Here is an 18,557-nt window from a genome sequence, read left to right on the forward strand (position 1 = left end):
CCAATCGCGCGATGCCGTAAAATCACAAGACGTAGCGGCTCACATCCGTTGACCGGGAAAGTGCGCCAAGATGTTCTTCGACGAATGCGGCATCCACAGCGATTTCATCGCCGCCACGGTCGGGCGCGTTGAAAGACAGGTCTTCGAAGACACGCTCCATGACGGTGTAAAGTCGTCGAGCGCCAATGTTTTCAACGGATTCGTTTACTTCGGCAGCGATTTTCGCCAGCGCGGTGATCCCATCGGGAGCGAACGTCACGGTGACCTCTTCGGTCTGCATCAACGCGGTGTATTGCAGCGTTAGCGCGTTGTCTGTTTCGGTCAGGATGCGGACAAAATCGCCTTCGGTCAGCGCTTGCAATTCAACGCGGATTGGTAGGCGGCCCTGAAGTTCGGGCAGCAGATCTGAAGGTTTGGCCACGTGGAATGCACCGGATGCGATGAATAGAATATGGTCTGTCTTGATCGGCCCGTGTTTAGTGGAAACCGTTGTGCCTTCGATCAGGGGTAGCAGATCGCGCTGCACACCCTCACGGGAAACATCGCCGCCGCGGGCGTCCGATTTCGCGCAAACTTTGTCGATTTCATCCAAAAAAACGATGCCGTTTTGTTCAACCGCTTCTAGAGCGGCTTTGGTGACGGTTTCGTCGTCCAGCAGTTTGTCGGCCTCATCCGCGATCAGGGCTTCATAACTTTCGGCGACAGTCATCTGTTTCTTAATGGTGCGGCCACCGCCCATTTTGCCGAATAATTCACCAAGGTTCATCATACCGCCCATCCCACCGGGCTGGCCGGGGATTTCAAAACCGCCCATCGGGTTGGATGTATCGGCCAGTTCAAGTTCGATCACCGTGTTATCAAGTTCACCTGCCTTAAGCTTCCGACGAAACATTTCACGCGTGGCGTCTCGGGCATCTGTGCCAGCAACAGCTGAAATCACGCGGTCTTCGGCGGCTTGTTGGGCTTTGGCTTTGACGTCTTCGCGCATATGTTCGCGTGTGTCCAAGATCGCCGTATCGACCAGATCACGGATAATCTGTTCAACATCGCGGCCGACATAGCCAACTTCGGTGAATTTGGTGGCCTCAACCTTAATAAACGGCGCACGCGCGAGTTTTGCCAAGCGACGGCTGATTTCGGTTTTCCCAACGCCAGTGGGCCCAATCATCAGAATATTTTTGGGGTAAATCTCATCGCGCAGATCATCGCCCAATTGCTTGCGGCGCCAACGGTTGCGCAGCGCCACTGCCACGGCGCGTTTGGCGTCGTTCTGGCCGATAATAAACCGATCAAGTTCGGATACGATTTCGCGGGGGGTCAGGTCTGTCATGTCAGTCCTTAAGCATGAGATGGAGGAAGACGATGCAGCGGGATAAATCCGGGCATCAGTTTAAGCACACGGGCACGGATCCGTTCCCAGAGCGCACCAAGCAATAGCAGCACAATTCCTAGGATTAGAACCGTCAGGGCGGCCCCGTCCCCATCAAGGATTGTGGCGGCCAATGCAACGATATAGCCAATTGCGGCAATCAAGAATGACCGTCTGTCGATGACAATGGCGACAATTGCAAAAAGCGCAAGGAATGCAAGAAGCACAAGATTTGCCCCCGATGAATCGCGGTCCAACAGTGAAAGCGCGACAGTGTTTACCAGCGCGGGCGCTGCAACAACATGCAGCCAAAACCCATTGGCGCTGCGCCGGGTGACCCGGTGCGGGTCGCTCATGTCGAATATCATTGCGACGGCAAAGACCAGTAGCCCCAACGCAAGCGTGATCCATGCAAACGGGCCGCCTGCGGACAAAAGGAAGAAATCACTGATGTCATTAACCTGCCCACCGCGGCTGGCTGCATAGACAATTGCCACTATAAACAATCCGACGGCGATCATCGCCATCGCAAAAGGCACGCGGAAACGCCTCCAGTAGATAAATAGTGCAAGCGTCGCGATAAACAGCGGCAAGGGCACGCTAGAATAATCATTCTGCGCGATCATAAACGGTTCGGTCATCACGGCGATGAATCCAAAGGCCGCGTTTGACGCAAACATAACCGACAGCGCGATCGCCGGGGCAACCATGCGGCGTTTGCGCACGAAATATTCAGACAGCAACCACAAAAGCCCCGCGCCAATGAGCGCAACAACTGCAGCGTATTCCTGCAGGTCAACGATACTGTCACCAAGCGCGAGCGAGACAACACCCATCCATCCAACCGATAGGATCAGCATCCCGATCACTATGAAGATTTCGTTGAAACCTTTGAACAGCTCAAACGGTTCATCACCGGGATCAAGATTTTCTCGCGCGCCACGACGGCTATCAGTCAGTGTAATGAGTCCCGCGGCCTGCTTTTCATTGATCAGTCCGCTTGCTACGGCAGCGCGAATATCATCATGTTCAATCATCGGCATTCCTTTGGTTGGGCCATACCTAAGCGTTGTGATGGATAACGCCAAGTGTGCCGCGTTTCTTTTGCTGTAAATTGCAAAGCTTCACAAACGCGTGGGGGTGATTGTGTGAAAGTCTGGGGTCTGTACGATCATGCGAAATTTTGATGGGAGAACACCAATGAACAGACGTCACTTTATCGCCGCCCTCCTTAGCACTGCCGCTGCCCCTGCTTTTGCGGGTGGTCATGGCCGTTTGGGCACATGGGAAGGGATCAACGGGCATACGGTCACAGGTACGGCCGAGATTGCGGGTAGTTCCGTGAACCTTCTTTCTGATTTTGTCTTTGATGGCGCGCCTGATCCTAAAATAGCGCTGGGCAAGGATGGCGTGTTTGACCCGGCAACGATCATGGGGCCGCTTGAAAACTTTGCTGGCGCGTCGCAATTCACGGCACCAGAAGGCATCAATACTGCAGATTACAACGAAGTCTGGGTTTGGTGCGAAGAATTCAGCGTCGGCTTAGCAATCGCGCCGATCGGTTAACCGATGCTTTCGACCGTCAATTTGCCGTTGGTATAAACACAAATATCAGCGGCAATTGCCATCGCTTTGCGGGCGACCTCTTCGGCGTCTAGATCGGTATCCATCATCGCGCGCCCTGCTGCCAAAGCAAAGTTTCCGCCTGATCCGATTGCCGCGATGTCGTGCTCTGGTTCTAGAACATCACCCGCACCCGTGATCACAAACAGATCTTTGCCATCGGTCACGATCAACATTGCCTCAAGTTTTTGAAGGTACTTATCGGTGCGCCAATCCTTGGCCAAATCGACACTCGCACGGGCCAATTGACCGGGGGTCGCTTCGAGCTTCTTCTCAAGCCGTTCTAGCAGGGTAAATGCATCGGCGGTGGAGCCTGCAAAACCCGCAATTACATCCTGGCCACCGGGGGACAGGCGGCGCACCTTGCGTGCTGTGCCTTTGATTACAGTCTGACCAAGACTGACTTGCCCGTCGCCCGCGATCACAACTTTACCATTCTTGCGGACGCCAATAATTGTGGTGCCGTGCCAACCGGGGAATTCTTCGCGGGTCATAATCGTCTCCTTGCGGGTTGGCTTCTATATGGCTGCACGTGTTCATGCAGACAACCCCAACAGCTTGTTCAGATGATGATGTGGTTGTAGCGTCGGGATTATGAGCGATGAAAAGACCGTCACATTTTATTTGAACGCAAAAATGCGCCGGCAAGCCGAGCGTGGCACCCAGAATTTTATTGGCCAAATCGGTGCAGTGCTTACGGCAGCGGGTTTTGATCTGGCTTATGATCACAACGATGAATTGGGGCGGCTGCAAGCGATGTCACGACCGGGGCGCAGTTTGTTTTTAATGGATGATCCGATCGACGCGCGTGGGCTGACGCTGCGCAAAACTTACGTGGGTCCCTTTTGGCATATTGAAAAGCAAAGCAAACGTTGGGATTGGCCTGTCGTGCGCACCGCATTTGACGGCTCTCAGGTGGATCTACAAAGGGCGCAGAGGTTTTACCGGCGTTGGCGCAGCAAACTATTTTGGGGAGAACCAAGGCGGGGTGGGTTTGTGTTTATGCCACTTCAAGGGCGGCTCACCACCCGGCGTTCGTTTCAGTTTTGCAGTCCTATCGACATGATCAAAGCCACCCTGCAACATGAACCAAAGCGCGGAATCATCGCGACGCTGCACCCGTCAGAAACCTATAGCGACAGTGAAATGGACGCGTTGACAAAGCTGACTGAAACTTATGATCAGCTTTCAGTGCAAACAGGCGAAACAGATGCGTTGCTACGGGATTGCGATTACGTCGTTACCCAAAATTCGAGCCTTGGGTTTCACGGCTATTTTCTTGAAAAGCCGCTGATCCTATTTGGAAAAACTGATTTTCATCATATCGCATTGAATGCGGGTCAAATGGGCGTTGCAAATGCTTTTGCCGCGCGCGCTGGGCATGCGCCTGATTACGCTGCCTATCTCTATTGGTTTTTGCAAAAACAAGCGATCAACGCGGGCCGTCCTGAGACGCAAACGATCATCCGTGAAGCGCTTCTTCGGCATGGCTGGCCCGTTTGAAACGAAAAAGGGCGCCACGATGGGCGCCCGATATTAAATATTTTTATGCTTAGATGGATTCGTCGATCCAGCCTTGCAGGGCCGCTTTGGGTGCTGCGCCTGTTTTGTTTGAAACGACTGCGCCCGCTTTGAACATGAACAAGGCAGGAATGCCGCGCACGCCCAGCTGTGACGGGGAATTGGGGTTTTCGTCGACGTTGACTTTGACGATTTTGACCTTGCCATCATACTCGGCAGATAGTTCTTCAAGCGCTGGGCCGATTTGTTTACATGGGCCACACCATTCTGCCCAGAAGTCTACGACAACGGGGATATCTGATTTAAGGACTTCGGCATCAAAAGTTGCGTCGGTTACTGCTACGGTTGCCATTGGGCTGCTCCTTGGCGAATATCATTGGATTGTGAACCTATGTACCTGCTCTGCTTTGGTCAAGGGACGGTAAGACCGTTCAGGGTTTCGTGAAGAAGATCGTTTGGTAGTTCAGAAAAATGCGCGGTTGCCGTCCAAAGGATGCCCATTTTTATGGCGCGATCGGGATAGATTTGACGCAACGCTGCAAAATAAGCTGCCATTTGCCGCAGGACACCAAGTGGCGTTTGTGAGGGTGTGTCCGGAACGACATGGTTTGACTTATAGTCAATCGCCAAGACTTCGGTCTCGGTGATGATCAACCGATCAATTGTGCCGTGGATACGGCCGATACCGGGCAAATCAGCTGTGATGTCGATTTCTGTCAGCGCGTCAGGATGCCAGAGCACCGCAAGTTCTGGGTGTTCCAAAAGCGCGATAACCTCGTCCACGAGATTGGTGTCTTGGTTGTTCAGCATCCGCAGCCCCAATGCATGGCGTGTGTTTGGTGTGGCTTGCGGCAAGTATTCAAGTAGACGGTGAATTTTAGTCCCGCGTTCTAGCGCGTCCTCATGATCCATCGCTGCTGGATCGCCGGGCATGACTTTGGCGCCTTCAAATTCAGATGGGGAAATCGTTGTGCTTATCTTTGGTTCGGGGATGGCGCCGAATGTGGGCACAGCGATTTCAACCATTGGCTTCGGATCAGGCAGATACAGTTCGCCGCCATCCCAGTCTAAATGCGCGACCCGGCGCACGTCCATGTCATCAATTTGCACTTCGCTATCGCCACGCGCGGCCATGCCATCGCCAACGATATTGTACCAGCTGTCATCCCCGTCACCGACATCGCCAGCGGCACCGATAATCAGCCATTTTTCAGCGCGGGTCATTGCCACATATAGCAGCCGCATGCGTTCACGGACCTGTTTGGCGACAAAATCTTCGCGGATGTTTTGCATCACAGTGGCAGAGCCTTGCGCCGGGGTTTTCCAAACAACGTGATCGCCAACAGGCAGCAATTCGTCTCGCACATCCACACGGCGCTTTGCGGTATCGGGCAATATAACGATCGGCGCCTCAAGCCCCTTGGATCCGTGTACGGTCATCACCCTGATCTGGTCACCTTGGCTATCCATCTGGCGTTTGACTTCAAGATCATCGGTTTCCATCCAGGTAAGAAAACCAGTCAAACTAGGCACGCCTGTGCTTTCGTAGGCAAGTGCCTGCGACAGCAATGCATCGATCCCGTCTTCGGCCTCTGGCCCCAACCGCGCGAGCAGTTTGCGGCGTCCGTCATGGCGGGTCAAAATGCGTTCAATCAAGTCATAGGGGCGCAAAAAATCCGCTTGCAGGCGTAGATCGCGCAAGATTTCGAGTGTCTTCACATGGTCTGAACCCCGCAGCGCAGACCAAAGATACCCTTTTTTCGGGCGATGGTAGGCCAATGTGAACAAATCCTGTTCGGACCAATCAAACAACGGCGAACGTAGCGCCGCAGCCAATGACAGGTCATCTTCAGGTAACGCAAGAAAGTTCATTAAGGCAGCAAGGTCTTTCACGGCAAGTTCGGCACCAACCCGCAAACGGTCAGCCCCTGCAATCTTGAGCCCAGCAGATTTACACGCACGGATGATTTCAGAAAACAGATCGGACCGACGTTGCACAAGGATCAAAAAATCCCCTTCGGAAATCGGACGACGGCGATAGGTGCCGCTATTGCCAATTTCATCAGGCAAAGTTTCTTGCGCAATCATACGTTTGATTTGCGCAGCCACACGGTTGGCCAGCAATACGTTGTGATCCGTGTCGGACGGAAGATCGACAGGATCAAACCAGTTACGCGGATCATCGACGGCGGCTTTTTCAACGACGGGCCACAGATCAACGCGGCCGGGAATGTTTTCTTTGAACGCGATATGGGTCAGATGGTCGTCCATGCCATCGGCGCGATCACCAGTAAATGTCGCGTCAACGACGGATAGGATCGCTTGCGACGACCGAAAGGAATGGTCAAGCGACGTGATTTCAAACGACTTATCCACCGCCCGATGTGCGCCGTGAAAGTGGGACTTCATCGCGTCAAACGCAGCGGGATCAGCGCCTTGGAACGAGTAGATCGACTGCTTTTTATCGCCAACAACAAAAACAGTCCGGGCGCGATCTGGGTGCGCACCTTCGCCACTGGCGAATTCTTGGGTCAATTGTTCGATCACGGCCCATTGGGTTGGGCTGGTGTCTTGGGCTTCGTCGACCAGCACGTGGTCAATTCCGCCGTCAAGCCGGAAGAGAACCCATTGCGCGACATCGCGATCCGTCAAAAGTGCTTTGGCTTTGCGGATCAGATCATCAAAATCAAGCGCGCCCATCATCAGTTTCCGCTGTTCGTAAGCGGGTACAAACACCGCGCCAAACCGGTGAATCGTGCGTGTGCGTTCCAACGCAAGTAGGTTCAGGCGGTCTTCGCGTGCGTCCTGTACACCCAACATGATGGGCTCAAGCTCGTCCATCAGTTCGGGATTTGCTTCGCGTGTGCCCTTTGTCGGGAAACTGCCGATCTTTGCACCAAACGGGATCTTTGCCGATCCACCAAACAAAAACACGCTTTCAAGCAACGCAAGATCACCTAGTTTCGCGGGAATTGTTTTGCTGACTTTATCAAGCTGCGCTGCTGCTTTGGCTTCGGTCGCGCTACCCTTGCGGCAAATCGCGGCGAGTTGGTGAATTGAATCCAGTGCAGATTGGCTGAATACCTGCGAAGTCAGCGTGTCGGCGGTGAGATTGGCATCGATCCCCAAAAGATCGCAAAGCGCATCATGCGGCATGTCGGTCGCAAATGCCTCGCGTTTCTGCGCGACCTCAGCGGTAAGTTGAGACAGTTCGGCGCCTGTGAAATGATGTAACAGGTCGTCGATGACCGGGGCGTGTGTGCCCATAACCAATTCATCCATGACGTCTGCACGTAACAATTCGCTTGCACGGCCTTCCATCTCGCGAAATTGCGGGCTGACTTGGGCTTCAAGCGGGAAACGTCGCAAAACGCCGGCACAAAACGAATGAATGGTTTGAATTTTCAGACCTCCGGGCGTTTCAATCGCGCGGGCAAACAGGGTCCGGGCCTCGCGCAACTGTTGGTCATCAATCGTGCGGTCAACGCCAAGCGATTGCAAGTCAGCGCGTAAATCTGCATCGGCCATCATCGCCCATGCACCTAGCCGTTTAAACAAACGGTTCTGCATCTCGGCCGCGGCGGCTTTGGTATAGGTCAAACACAGAATGTTTTGCGGGGATACTTTTTCAAGCAGCAATCGCGCCACGCGGTCGGTTAGCACGCGGGTTTTGCCGGACCCAGCATTGGCAGAAAGCCATGTGGATGTTTGCGGGTCGGCAGCATCTACTTGGCGTTGTGATGCAGCATCGCGGATCATGTCAGCACCTGCGGTTTTGGGTCGTCACTTGTGTCCCATTCACCAAAACGCGACAGGTGATCATAAGGGCTGTAGTCGGTTTTCGAAAACAAGGCGATGCGGGCAGTATACCCACGGTCGATACGCTGCCAATGCGCAAAAAGCGTCTCTAACTCTGCCCAAACTTGATCAGGCGGGTTTTTCGCGAGCGGCGCGGCGCTGGTTTTCATTGTTGCATTCACCCCAATAAATGTCGCCGCTTGCACAGGTTTTATCCCGATATCTGCAAAGGCCCCGCGTTCCACCATCGCGGCCTCTAGCAGTAGCTGTTTATCAAAGTTTTCTTGCTGCTTTTCACTTGGGACGACGCCGGTTTTATAATCGTAGATCAACGCCTGCCCGTCTGGCGTTATGTCGATCCGGTCGGCCATGCATGTCAGTTTTACCCCGACGTTGGGGACCATAATTGCACCCCGTTTTTCGATGACGTGGCTATCAGAAAGAGTTTGGCGTGTGACTTCACCCGCCAAAAACGCGTCGGCGGATTTATCCATACGGGCGATCCATTGCGCGCGGATCGTAGGCCAAGGGCAGCAGGCGGTGAAACAATCGCGCGTAATCGTCATCAATGCTTCCCGATCATCAGGTGCAAAGCCGCCCGCAATAAATTTTTCCAAAACTTCATGCACAATCGTCCCACGCAGCGGTGCGTCAGCCGTGGGTGCAAGCGGATCAAGCGGATTAAGGCGGAGCACTTTGCGCGCATAAATCGCAAAAGGATCGCGGATCAGCGTTTTAATCTGTGTGACCGAAAGCTGATCTGGTCGTGCGTTTAAGGGTGGGCAAGGCGACGGACGCGATGCTGGTTCACTACGGTGATCTGCGCGTGAAAGAGCGGCGGCCATATCGGACCATTTGTGTCCACGATCTAACATCGCTTCTAAAGCGACCACACCGTTCTGCTTCGGTAAGCCACGCAATAGGTTGGTTAATCTGTTGACCCACCGGGATGGCACGGTTTCGGCATCCGACGACCGTTTTGCGCGGGTGATCCAGACTTCGTTGCCAGCGATTGCTTGTTGATAGTCATGCGCGGATAGGCCAATTCGGCGTTCGGGCAACAGCAATCCGGCCTTTGTGCGCATCACCCGGTTCAGCCACGGATCGGGTTCGGGGGCTTCAGGCCAAGTCCCATCGTTCATCCCGCCTAAAATGGTCAGGTCAACACCCTGAACGCGGGCTTCGAGCGTGCCCCAAATCAGAATTTGCGGATGGCCCTTATCGCGGTCGCGCACAGAGCCTTCGGAAAGGATAGCGCCAAAAAGCGCAGCATAATCTTTGCTTTGCATTTCGCCAGCGAATGCTGCGTTTTGGGCAATTTCATCGCAAGTCTTACGCGCCGCGCGGCCAGCGGCCTCTAGCCATAATGCACCGGCTTCGCCGCCCGCAGGCCCCGCGCATAGGCGTTGCGTTAGGTCAATATGCGTTGCAAGGTGATCGGCCAGCGGCACATCGCGCGGCGTGGCGAAATCGAAAACCGTATCGGCCAACCACGTGGCCCAATCGTCGCGATCTTCGCCAAGCTTTGCCCAATCCTGGAGCGTTTCAGGCGTCGGAAAAGGTGGACCGTTGCACCGTAGATAGAGTTCGAGTTCGCGCGCGTGGCGCAAATGCGGCCCGCGTTCGGCATCGGTCGAATTGCACAAAGGATGCTTGAGCAAGACCAACAGCATCTCACCGGTCAGTGGTTTACCCAGCATATCCGCGACATGGCGCAGCATTCGCCCCGGTGGCGACAATTGCAACGGCGTGCCGGCACTGTCGTCTGGGCGGATATCCCAGCGATCCAAGGCGGCGGTCACCTGTCTGGTTAACATCCGATCAGGCGAGATCAGCGCAGCGGTGATTCCATCCTCGACGGCTTGGCGCAAACGTAGCGCGATTGTCTCGGCCTCTGCACGGGGTGATGCGGCTTCGACCAGGGTTAATCCTTTGGTCGCTACCGAAAGGTCGCCAAGGTCCGGTCCCTCTGTCAGCCATTGGCTGGTGACGGGTGCGGGTCTTAATGACAGTGAAATCAGCTTGTTGCGTTCAGGGTGCGCGGGCGCAACATCTGACCAGCTGCGTACATCTTCACGCTGAAACCCTATCAAATCCATCAAACGCCGGAACCGAAATTGGGGGTGATCCTCTGCGGTGATTTCATCGTCCATTGCGTGCCAAACCGGGTCTGGCAAGTCAAAATCAAACCCGGGCAGGATAATCGCCCCTTGGGGCAATGCAGCGACCGCTTGCATAAATAGCGCGGTCGCGCCACGCGAACCGGTTGAACCCGCCACGATAATCGGATGCGTTGGCGGGTTCTCCGCCCAATTCTGTGCAAGCGTTTCAACAACCAATCTTTGGCGGGCTTCTTTGTCTGGGGTGTCCTGCGCGCTGCCAAAATACGCTGAAATAATCTGAATAAACGCAAGCGAGCGGGCCCAGTGCCCAGATTGATCCGAGACATCAAGATTGGCAATTGTGTCGGGGCTAACGCCCTCCCCCTGCATTTCGTCCATGAGCTTTGCAAGACTATCTGACAGGTCATAAAGCGCGGCGCGCGGCGCAATATCGGGTTGTTGTTCGATCAGCTTTGCGACGGCTTGCAACAATTCAAACCTGCGGCGCAAAGGGGCAATCGCGGGCGGGATTGCAAGCGCGATGGGATGATCCGCAAGATCAGTGATCAGTTTAACGCGTGGCAAAAGCCGTGCCGGGCCTGCGTCAAACACCGCGCGGATGCGGCGCTGCATCCGCGCGGTGTTGACGTAAATTTCGGTACGTGCCCATTGATCCGGGGGCATATCGCGCCCGCGTGCCATTAGCCCATCGACCAATGATTGCGCGAAATCCACGCCAAGCGCGCTGCCATAAACGCAGGGGCTGTCGGTGGGGTTAAACATACAACATCGCCTCGGCGATCGGGATGCTGGACGGTTGGCCGACGTCGCACCATTGGCCGTCATATTTTACGCCATAAAGCCCGCCGCGCGTGGCGATATCATTCCATGCAAGATTGAGCGAAAAGCTAGGGTCGTCAATGTGATCAATCGTTTCTGTTCGGATCATTTGAACCCCAGTATAAATCATATCAGGGGCGCGGTGCAGCCGGCTTTGATCATCTATTTGAAAATCACCTTTGCCCAAATGACCATGAACATTGCGTTTTTCGACCACCAAAAGCAGCGCTTCCATATCATCACGCCAAGCCCCCAGAACAGCTTCGATTGGATTGGGCCCGCGCCAGACTGCGTCGGTGTTCATTGTCAGCGCGGGGCTTGCACCCAACAATGGCAGGGCATGGCGTAATCCGCCGCCTGTGTTGCGCAGTAAGTCAGTCTCATCTGAAGTAGCGATACCTCGCCCGGCCAAATGCGCGTGCATTTGATCGGCACAGTAGTGCACATTCACCACTTTGTTTCCGATCGCCGATATCTGAGTGAATGCGAGCGCGTGATCAATCAACGGCTTACCTGCGACCTTTACCAGTGGCTTTGGCATGGTTTTGGTCAATGCGCCCATACGCGTCCCCAACCCGGCTGCGAATAAAAGAATGGGTGTTGTCATCTGCGCAACCTGATCAATGTGGCTTCATCTGGCGTGGGAAGCGTATCGCGTACCGCTTGCTCTAGTTGTTTTAACGCGGGATGTCGAAGATCAGCCATCAAATTCGTCCAAACGCGTGGGATCAAATCTATATAGCGTTTTTTTCCCATGACCTTTGACAGGCGGGCAAACACGCCCAAAATGCGCAGATTTCGCTGGGCACCAAGACATGCTAATTGTGCTGGAAAATTGCGACCTGCTTTGGTCTTGGCCATAAAATATGCGGTGATCCCTTGCGCGAGCGCTGGGTCAATATCGCGCCGCACATCGCGCAAAAGCGATGCTAAATCATATCCTGTCGGCGCAACAAATGCGTCTTGATAATCAAGCAACCCGACCCGTGCGAGGCCGTGTTGATCTGGCCGCCAGATTAAGTTTTCCGCGTGGTAATCGCGCAGAGATAGCGTGTTGGCGACAGGGGCAAGAGCTACCATTGCATTTTGCACTTCTTGGGTTAGGTCGGGTGTCGGCTTTGATGCGTAGAACTCGCCGGTGATTTCGACCATTTGTGCACCTACATCTGGCGTCATATGGATAAGGTCATCGGGCGCCTGCGTGTTTTGCAAATGCACCAAAACTTCTGTCGCGGCGCGGTAAAGCCCCAAAGTTTCTGTTGGGTGTTGTGTCAGCCAACCCGCGAAATCAACCGGCCCCAAGTCCGATAACACCATGATTCCAAGTGTTTTATCGTGTGCTAATACGTCAGGCGGGCTTAGATTTATATCATGCAATAGTTTCGTGATGTGTGCGAAAGGTTCCGTTGATACGCCGTTTTCGGGCGGGGCATCCATCAAGATCACTTGAGATCGACCATCGGTTAACCGTTCATACCGGCGGCTTGATGCGTCGCCGGCCAGTGCGTGGCGCTGCCAATTGGCCCACTCAGATTCCGCAAGAAATCTGTCGATGATATCTGCACGTACTGTCATAATACGCCCTCTAATCGGTCGGCCCAAGCGGGCGTTGTGGTGATTTCAACGCTATGCGCAGTATCGCCTGCGTGAAATTTCATCTGCAAGGCGGTATTTGGCGCATCTGGACCTAACCGATCCGGCCACTCAATGAGGCATATTGCGGTGGTAAAGGCTTCGTCCAGACCAAGTTCAAAAATTTCATCTGGGTGGGTTAAACGGTAAAGATCGCAATGCCAGATGTCGCCTGACGGATCATCATAGGTTTGCACAAGCGTAAATGTCGGCGACGGCACGTCTTCCATACGGCCAAGTCTGGCACGGATTAACGCGCGCGAAAAAGCGGATTTTCCAGCGCCGATTTCGCCGGATAGCAATAAAGTATCGCCGGGAGACAAAATGCCCGCGATGCGCTGGGCGAGTTTTACGGTCGCCGTTTCGGTAGGAAGTCCAATAGTAGTCATGCCGAAACACTATTGCTTGTCACCGTGTCTGCAAGGCGAAATCAGCGTTTTCCAATCTGGATTGCAGGGTCGCGCATCATCAGTTTCTGAATTTCTGGCTTCACCTTGGCGGTTGTTGTAAACCGAACCAGTGTTTTGCCAGCGGCAATTGGGTTGGTGTGGCAGGTTAATTCGCGACCATCATCTAGAAATGTTGTATCGCTCCATGGGTCACGCGGACCCGTCTGGTAGATGAAATTTCGAATGCGCGACCAGACTTGCGTCGTTGCGCTGTGGTTTTTCCAAACTTTCATTTCAGTCTGTAGTGCGCGTTGTTCATGGTAAACGGCCGGATTTGTTTGCCAAAGATCGGTGTAAGCCTGATTGCAGATCAGCAATGTTCCTGCGGCTGAAAATACAGCAACTGCATCCGGCATAGCATCCAACACCGCTTGCCCCGTTTCAATGTCGTCACGAAACCTGCGAGCCAGCGAAACTTCGGCGCTAATATCCTCGAACATAAACGCAAATGCCCCGTCAGGATGTGGTCGCCCAGAGACCCGGTAAATTTGCCCATCCGGAAGCGCCCATGTTTCGCGATAAGTGCCGTCTTTTGCCGCCTCCTCGACGGCGGTGAATTGCGCGCGCCAATTCGCGTAATTCTTAGGTTCCGGTAGCATCCGTTTTTCGCGTAGCCTGTCTAAAACCGTGTCAAGCGTTGGTCGATTGCTTAGAAATTCGAACTGCAACCCAGTGAGATCAAGGATCGCAGGGTTAAACGTGGTCAACCGACGGTTCTTGTCAAAAACGGCTAGTCCACAAGAAAGCTCTGCAAATGTTTTCCCTAAGGTTTGCTTGAAGTTCTGTCGCTCGCGTTCGGCGCGCACGATCCCATTTGCGTCGCTCGCATAGTGTAAAAAACCCGCGTTAAACGGGGTGCTAGTGATGTCAAACCAATGCTCAACTGGTTGGTCGTGTGACTTTACCGAAAGGCGACGCACCCCCGTTGTGCCCGCCCCAAGCGTTTCGTGCAGGTCGGGGAAAATTGACGTGCTAGGCCAGGTTTTTTGGGCGTCCTTGGGGGACGAAAGCATGTTATCCGCAAATGTAAGGTAGGTTTGATTTGCCCATAACAGCCTGCCATCGGATGTTTCCTGCCAGATCAATTGCGGGCTGTGCTGGGTCAGGTCGCGCAGCATCGCAAGTTCGGAAAGCTGCACATCTTGTTCTATCGTCGCCGGTTTTCCAATGCCAAGTTTGCCTTGGGCTCCGTTGACTGCAATACGCGTGCGGCCACCAATTTTGTTAATTTCGATCCAGATCGAATCAGCAGTCACTCCATTTATTCGCGTTTTCGTGGCGGGCGGATTTTCAGTGATCTGGCGTAGATTGGGGACATGCGGGGCAAGCAGTTGGACAAGTGCATCCAGCTCTGACAACCCGTCGGCGCCGCCAGAAAGCAATGCTGTGGCTTGGGGAGTCGCATCAACTAAATTGCTATCATGAAAAAGAAATATAGCTTTGTCATCGTAGGGGGGCGTGGATAAATCAATTTGTCGATTGAGGTGCTGCAGGTCACGCCGCGACTTGAAGATAACGGCACAAAGCAGCACCAAGCAGCAGCCCATAACTGTGATCTGGAAGAAGCTAACGACCATCTGACAACGTCCTCAATTTAAATTAAAATTGAACATCGCTATTTGAGGTTAATGCGAGGTTAAGCTTAACCTCGGTCCTAGGTGTCGGGGCTGTTTTGTTGGTTTTCGCCCAAGGGTGTGCTCGCACGGTCTCCGCTATTTGGTAGTGAGTCGCGTGTCCACGTGACATCGATGACTGCCCCACCTTCGCCTAAGCCAGCCCTGCGACTGTTTGCAAAGGCAAGCCGCGCACCGGAGCGTTCCAATAGTGTCTTGGCGATAAACAACCCAAGCCCCATCCCCTTGTAGCCGGGACGCGCTGCATCATCAGTCTGCCGCCGTTGCCGCACATAGGGGTCACCGATCCGTCCTATGACTGATCCTGGAAACCCCGGCCCGTCGTCTGAAATACGGACATTTAGCGTGGTGTCTGTCCAGGTTAGCGCGACGCAGACCTCGGTTTGTGCAAAATCAACGGCGTTTTGGATCAGATTGCGCAGACCGTGAATGATTTCAGGGCGCCGTGCGATGGTCGGTTGATCTTGGGATGTATCAATTTGGAATTGCACATGTTTACCTCGCTCCATATGTGGCTCCGCGGCTTCGCGTACAATGGCTTCCAGCGGTGCGTGCCGCATGTGCAGATCGTCTTTTCCGGCCCGCCCCATCGAATGCAGAATGTCGCGACATCGGTCGGCCTGTTGTCCGATAAGGCTGGCATCCTCAAACAGATCGGGGTGATCGCCTAGGTCTTCTTTCATTTCGCTGGCGACAAGTTTGATTGTGGCCAGCGGTGTGCCAAGTTCATGCGCTGCGGCCGCGACAACGCCCCCAAGATCCGTGAGCTTTTGTTCACGCGCGAGCGCGAGTTGCGTGGCGACCAAGGCTTCGCGCATGGCATGCATTTCGGTGGTGACTTGGCGCGCGTAGACCGACAAAAACACGATTCCAATGACAATCGATGCCCAAAATCCGAATTGAAAAATCATCGGAAGCACTAAAACGGTGCCGTCATGCATCGTGATTGGCATGTGGACTTGGCTGATCGATGTGATGATTGCGATGGCCGTCAGCCCTAGAAACACTGTGGTGCTCAGGTGCAAAACAGTGGCCGCGATTGTGACGGGCGCCAACATCAACATTGCAAACGGATTGTTCAGCCCGCCTGCGATGGCGAGCAAAAGACCAAGCTGCACCAAATCAAAAACCAGCCAAAGCGACGCGCCACGTTCAGAAAGCCGTGTGTTCTCTGGATATCCAATGGTCGCGACAAGATTGGCAATAACAGAAACCCCGATAAATAGGGTGGCAAGCCCAAGGTTAATTTGAAGACCGTAGATCAAGCTAGCCACTAGAATTGCGGCGGTCTGTCCCATCGTCGCGGCCCAGCGTAGTGATGTCAGGGTACGCAGCCGTATCCAATTGCTACGTTGCTGTTGTTGAAACTGGCTAAAGTCAGAAACGGACATATGCTGTGATCCCGTTGGCAAGGTAGATCATTGATAAGCAGCGCCGCTTGGGGGATCAATGCGCGAATAGGGAAAGGGACGTAGATGTCTAAATTGATTGCAGTACTTGCAGGAACAACGGTTGTGGTCGCGCTTGGCACGACTTTTGCGATCACTCAGTTTGTTCCAGTGCCCGATTGTGGTGCCACGGTTGGTGGTGATATCGGCGGGTCGTTTACCTTGCGTAGTGAAACCGGGGTTATTGTGACGGATCGCGATGTGATCGTTGAGCCTACATTGATCTATTTCGGTTATACGTTCTGCCCCGATGTTTGCCCGCTCGACAATGCGCGCAACGCAGCGGCAATTGATATTTTGGCTGACCAAGGGCTGAGCGCGACGCCAGTTTTCATCTCAATCGACCCCGATCGCGATAGCGTGGATGTGGTGCGTGACTATGCCGATAATTTTCATCCTAAAATGATTGGGCTCACGGGGACTGGCGCACAGGTTGCAGTTGTATCGCAAGCCTATCGCACATTTTATCAAAAAGAGGACGGTGACCCGGAGTATTACCTGATCGCCCATTCGACATCGACCTATTTGGCCCTTCCGGAATCCGGTGTTGCAGCCATATTCGGACGTGACGACAGCGCAGAACACGTTGCTCAGGTCGCCGCGTGCATGATCACAGGTTGACGAAGGGTGCTATAAACCTACACTTAGGCGCACACTAGCGAGGAATGCACCATAATGACCGAGCCATTGGATCTGGGCGACGATAAGAGCCTTCTTCTTGTTGATGATGACGAAGCGTTCTTGCGGCGACTGGCCAAGGCGATGGAAAAACGCGGATTTGCTGTTGAAACGGCTGAATCTGTGGCGGCTGGCAAGGCAATCGCAAATGTGCGCCCGCCCGCCTATGCCGTTGTCGATTTGCGGTTAGAAGATGGGAACGGGTTGGATGTAGTTGAACTGCTGCGTACAAAGCGCCCCGAAAGTCGGATTGTCGTACTGACTGGATATGGTGCGATTGCGACAGCGGTGGCGGCTGTAAAAATTGGCGCGATTGACTATTTAGCGAAACCTGCGGACGCAAATGATGTGACAAATGCATTATTGGCAGGTGATGCGGCCCTTCCTCCACCACCAGAAAACCCAATGAGCGCGGACCGCGTGCGTTGGGAACATATTCAACGGGTGTATGAGCTGTGTGATCGCAATGTGTCTGAAACGGCGCGCAGGCTTTCGATGCACCGTCGGACGTTGCAACGGATTTTGGCAAAACGTAGCCCGCGCTAAAGCGCTTTCAACAGCCATTTCTTAAATGTCTTGACTTTGTCCGATAGAACACCGGGCGGATGAATGATGTAATACCCAATGCCTTCAGGTTGGGTTTGGCTTAACGCGACAAGCCGCCCGTCCCTAATATCGTCGCTTACCAATGCACTGGCTGCGATTGTCATTCCGCCGCCTGCCCGCACGGCCGATAAGGCCATACCCAATGTGGAAACGGTGACAGATTTTTGTGAGGCTCCTATCAATCCAGCCTCGCGGACCCAGCGCTGAGATTCCTGATGGGCGTCTTCGAAAAACCATGTTGCGCCGGATTGTGCTATTTGATCGGTTTTGACAACGCCGGGCGCCGCAACAACCGTATAGTCTGCGGCCAGCAGATGCGTTGTCTCAAGGCCTGGCCAGTTCCCATCACCGTATCTGATGCCAACATCAAACCCGTCCTTGCGCAGATCGACCAGCTTGTTGCTGGGAACAATGGACAAAGCGATTTCAGGGTATTTGGCCCAAAATTTCCCGATCCGTGGCATCAACCAACTTTCCGCAAAGTTATGGGTTGCGGTGATCGACAGCGGTCGGGCGTCCACGTCGGCGCGCACGGATTTTACACCTGCAATAATTTGCCCGAACCCATCCGAAAGCGCATCAGCCAAACGCGCACCCGCATCCGTTAGCACCACTCCGCGACCCTGACGTACGAGCAATGACGTCCCAAGATCAGATTCGACCGACCGCACGTGTTGAGCGATTGCGGCGTGGGTGACGTTTAATTCGCGGGCGGCTTGCGAAAACGACCCTGCCCTTGCCGCAGCATCAAATGCGCGCAGCGCGGCAAGTGATGGGATATCACGCCAATTCATATGATAGTTCAGCTAACATAATGAAAATCTTACAGAGTCGCATTAACACTGCAATCCTTTTAT

The 18,557-nt window shown here is 53.9% G+C and carries 16 protein-coding genes; 4 read left to right on the forward strand and 12 right to left on the reverse strand.

Annotated features, from left to right (window positions below; genetic code table 11):
* Window positions 1-22: 22 nt before the first annotated feature.
* Together hslU and DS901_RS17925 are read right to left on the reverse strand one after the other, a co-directional pair.
* A complete protein-coding gene (hslU, locus tag DS901_RS17920) occupies window positions 23-1,330 on the reverse strand; it encodes an ATP-dependent protease ATPase subunit HslU (RefSeq protein ID WP_113778307.1) in 1,308 nt (435 codons plus the stop codon).
* An 8-nt stretch (window positions 1,331-1,338) separates the two neighbouring features.
* Window positions 1,339-2,406, reverse strand: coding sequence for a hypothetical protein (locus DS901_RS17925; protein ID WP_113778414.1), 1,068 nt, complete (start codon window positions 2,404-2,406; stop codon window positions 1,339-1,341).
* A gap of 163 nt (window positions 2,407-2,569) precedes the next feature.
* On the opposite strand from DS901_RS17925, the gene DS901_RS17930 reads away from it, so the two are divergent.
* On the forward strand, window positions 2,570-2,935 hold the full coding sequence (locus tag DS901_RS17930) for a DM13 domain-containing protein (RefSeq protein WP_181820927.1): 366 nt from the start codon (window positions 2,570-2,572) through the stop codon (window positions 2,933-2,935).
* Here the strand turns inward: DS901_RS17930 and hslV are convergent.
* Window positions 2,932-3,486, reverse strand: a complete 555-nt coding sequence (hslV, locus tag DS901_RS17935) for an ATP-dependent protease subunit HslV (protein ID WP_113778309.1) — start codon at window positions 3,484-3,486, stop codon at window positions 2,932-2,934. The two genes, DS901_RS17930 and hslV, sit on opposite strands and share 4 nt — an antisense overlap.
* Before the next feature lie 142 nt (window positions 3,487-3,628).
* On the opposite strand from hslV, the gene DS901_RS17940 reads away from it, so the two are divergent.
* Window positions 3,629-4,495, forward strand: coding sequence for a capsular polysaccharide export protein, LipB/KpsS family (locus DS901_RS17940; RefSeq protein ID WP_258546792.1), 867 nt, complete (start codon window positions 3,629-3,631; stop codon window positions 4,493-4,495).
* A gap of 49 nt (window positions 4,496-4,544) precedes the next feature.
* Here DS901_RS17940 and trxA read toward each other — a convergent pair whose 3' ends face one another.
* The 8 genes from trxA to regB form a co-directional block, all read right to left on the reverse strand.
* On the reverse strand, window positions 4,545-4,865 hold the full coding sequence (trxA, locus tag DS901_RS17945; protein WP_113778311.1) for a thioredoxin: 321 nt from the start codon (window positions 4,863-4,865) through the stop codon (window positions 4,545-4,547).
* 59 nt (window positions 4,866-4,924) lie between these two features.
* Window positions 4,925-8,272: a double-strand break repair helicase AddA gene (addA, locus tag DS901_RS17950; RefSeq protein ID WP_113778312.1), complete on the reverse strand. Its 3,348-nt coding sequence runs from the start codon at window positions 8,270-8,272 to the stop codon at window positions 4,925-4,927.
* Entirely contained in the window at window positions 8,269-11,196 is a 2,928-nt protein-coding gene (addB, locus tag DS901_RS17955; protein ID WP_113778313.1) for a double-strand break repair protein AddB, read from the reverse strand. The genes addA and addB overlap by 4 nt, the downstream gene beginning before the upstream one ends.
* The gene (locus tag DS901_RS17960) at window positions 11,189-11,860 is read right to left on the reverse strand and encodes a nucleotidyltransferase family protein (protein ID WP_113778314.1); all 672 of its coding nucleotides are present in this window, start codon (window positions 11,858-11,860) and stop codon (window positions 11,189-11,191) included. Before DS901_RS17960 ends, addB begins: the two co-directional genes overlap by 8 nt.
* Window positions 11,857-12,828, reverse strand: a complete 972-nt coding sequence (locus DS901_RS17965; protein ID WP_113778315.1) for an aminoglycoside phosphotransferase family protein — start codon at window positions 12,826-12,828, stop codon at window positions 11,857-11,859. The genes DS901_RS17960 and DS901_RS17965 overlap by 4 nt, the downstream gene beginning before the upstream one ends.
* Window positions 12,825-13,274, reverse strand: a complete 450-nt coding sequence (gene tsaE, locus DS901_RS17970; RefSeq protein ID WP_113778316.1) for a tRNA (adenosine(37)-N6)-threonylcarbamoyltransferase complex ATPase subunit type 1 TsaE — start codon at window positions 13,272-13,274, stop codon at window positions 12,825-12,827. Before tsaE ends, DS901_RS17965 begins: the two co-directional genes overlap by 4 nt.
* A 41-nt stretch (window positions 13,275-13,315) precedes the next feature.
* Window positions 13,316-14,911: a PAS-domain containing protein gene (locus DS901_RS17975; protein WP_113778317.1), complete on the reverse strand. Its 1,596-nt coding sequence runs from the start codon at window positions 14,909-14,911 to the stop codon at window positions 13,316-13,318.
* Window positions 14,912-14,988: 77 nt separating this feature from the next.
* Window positions 14,989-16,359, reverse strand: coding sequence for a sensor histidine kinase RegB (gene regB / locus DS901_RS17980; RefSeq protein WP_113778318.1), 1,371 nt, complete (start codon window positions 16,357-16,359; stop codon window positions 14,989-14,991).
* Window positions 16,360-16,443: 84 nt separating this feature from the next.
* Between regB and DS901_RS17985 the strand changes: the two genes are divergently transcribed.
* A complete protein-coding gene (locus DS901_RS17985) occupies window positions 16,444-17,037 on the forward strand; it encodes an SCO family protein (protein ID WP_113778319.1) in 594 nt (197 codons plus the stop codon).
* Between the two features lie 54 nt (window positions 17,038-17,091).
* Complete coding sequence (locus tag DS901_RS17990) at window positions 17,092-17,640, forward strand: ActR/PrrA/RegA family redox response regulator transcription factor (protein WP_113778320.1); 549 nt, start codon at window positions 17,092-17,094, stop codon at window positions 17,638-17,640.
* Here DS901_RS17990 and DS901_RS17995 read toward each other — a convergent pair.
* A complete protein-coding gene (locus tag DS901_RS17995) occupies window positions 17,637-18,494 on the reverse strand; it encodes a LysR family transcriptional regulator (RefSeq protein ID WP_113778321.1) in 858 nt (285 codons plus the stop codon). The two genes, DS901_RS17990 and DS901_RS17995, sit on opposite strands and share 4 nt — an antisense overlap.
* Window positions 18,495-18,557: the final 63 nt, after the last annotated feature.

Source organism: Loktanella sp. D2R18 (assembly GCF_003318235.1).
In the GTDB taxonomy this organism is placed as follows: domain Bacteria; phylum Pseudomonadota; class Alphaproteobacteria; order Rhodobacterales; family Rhodobacteraceae; genus Yoonia.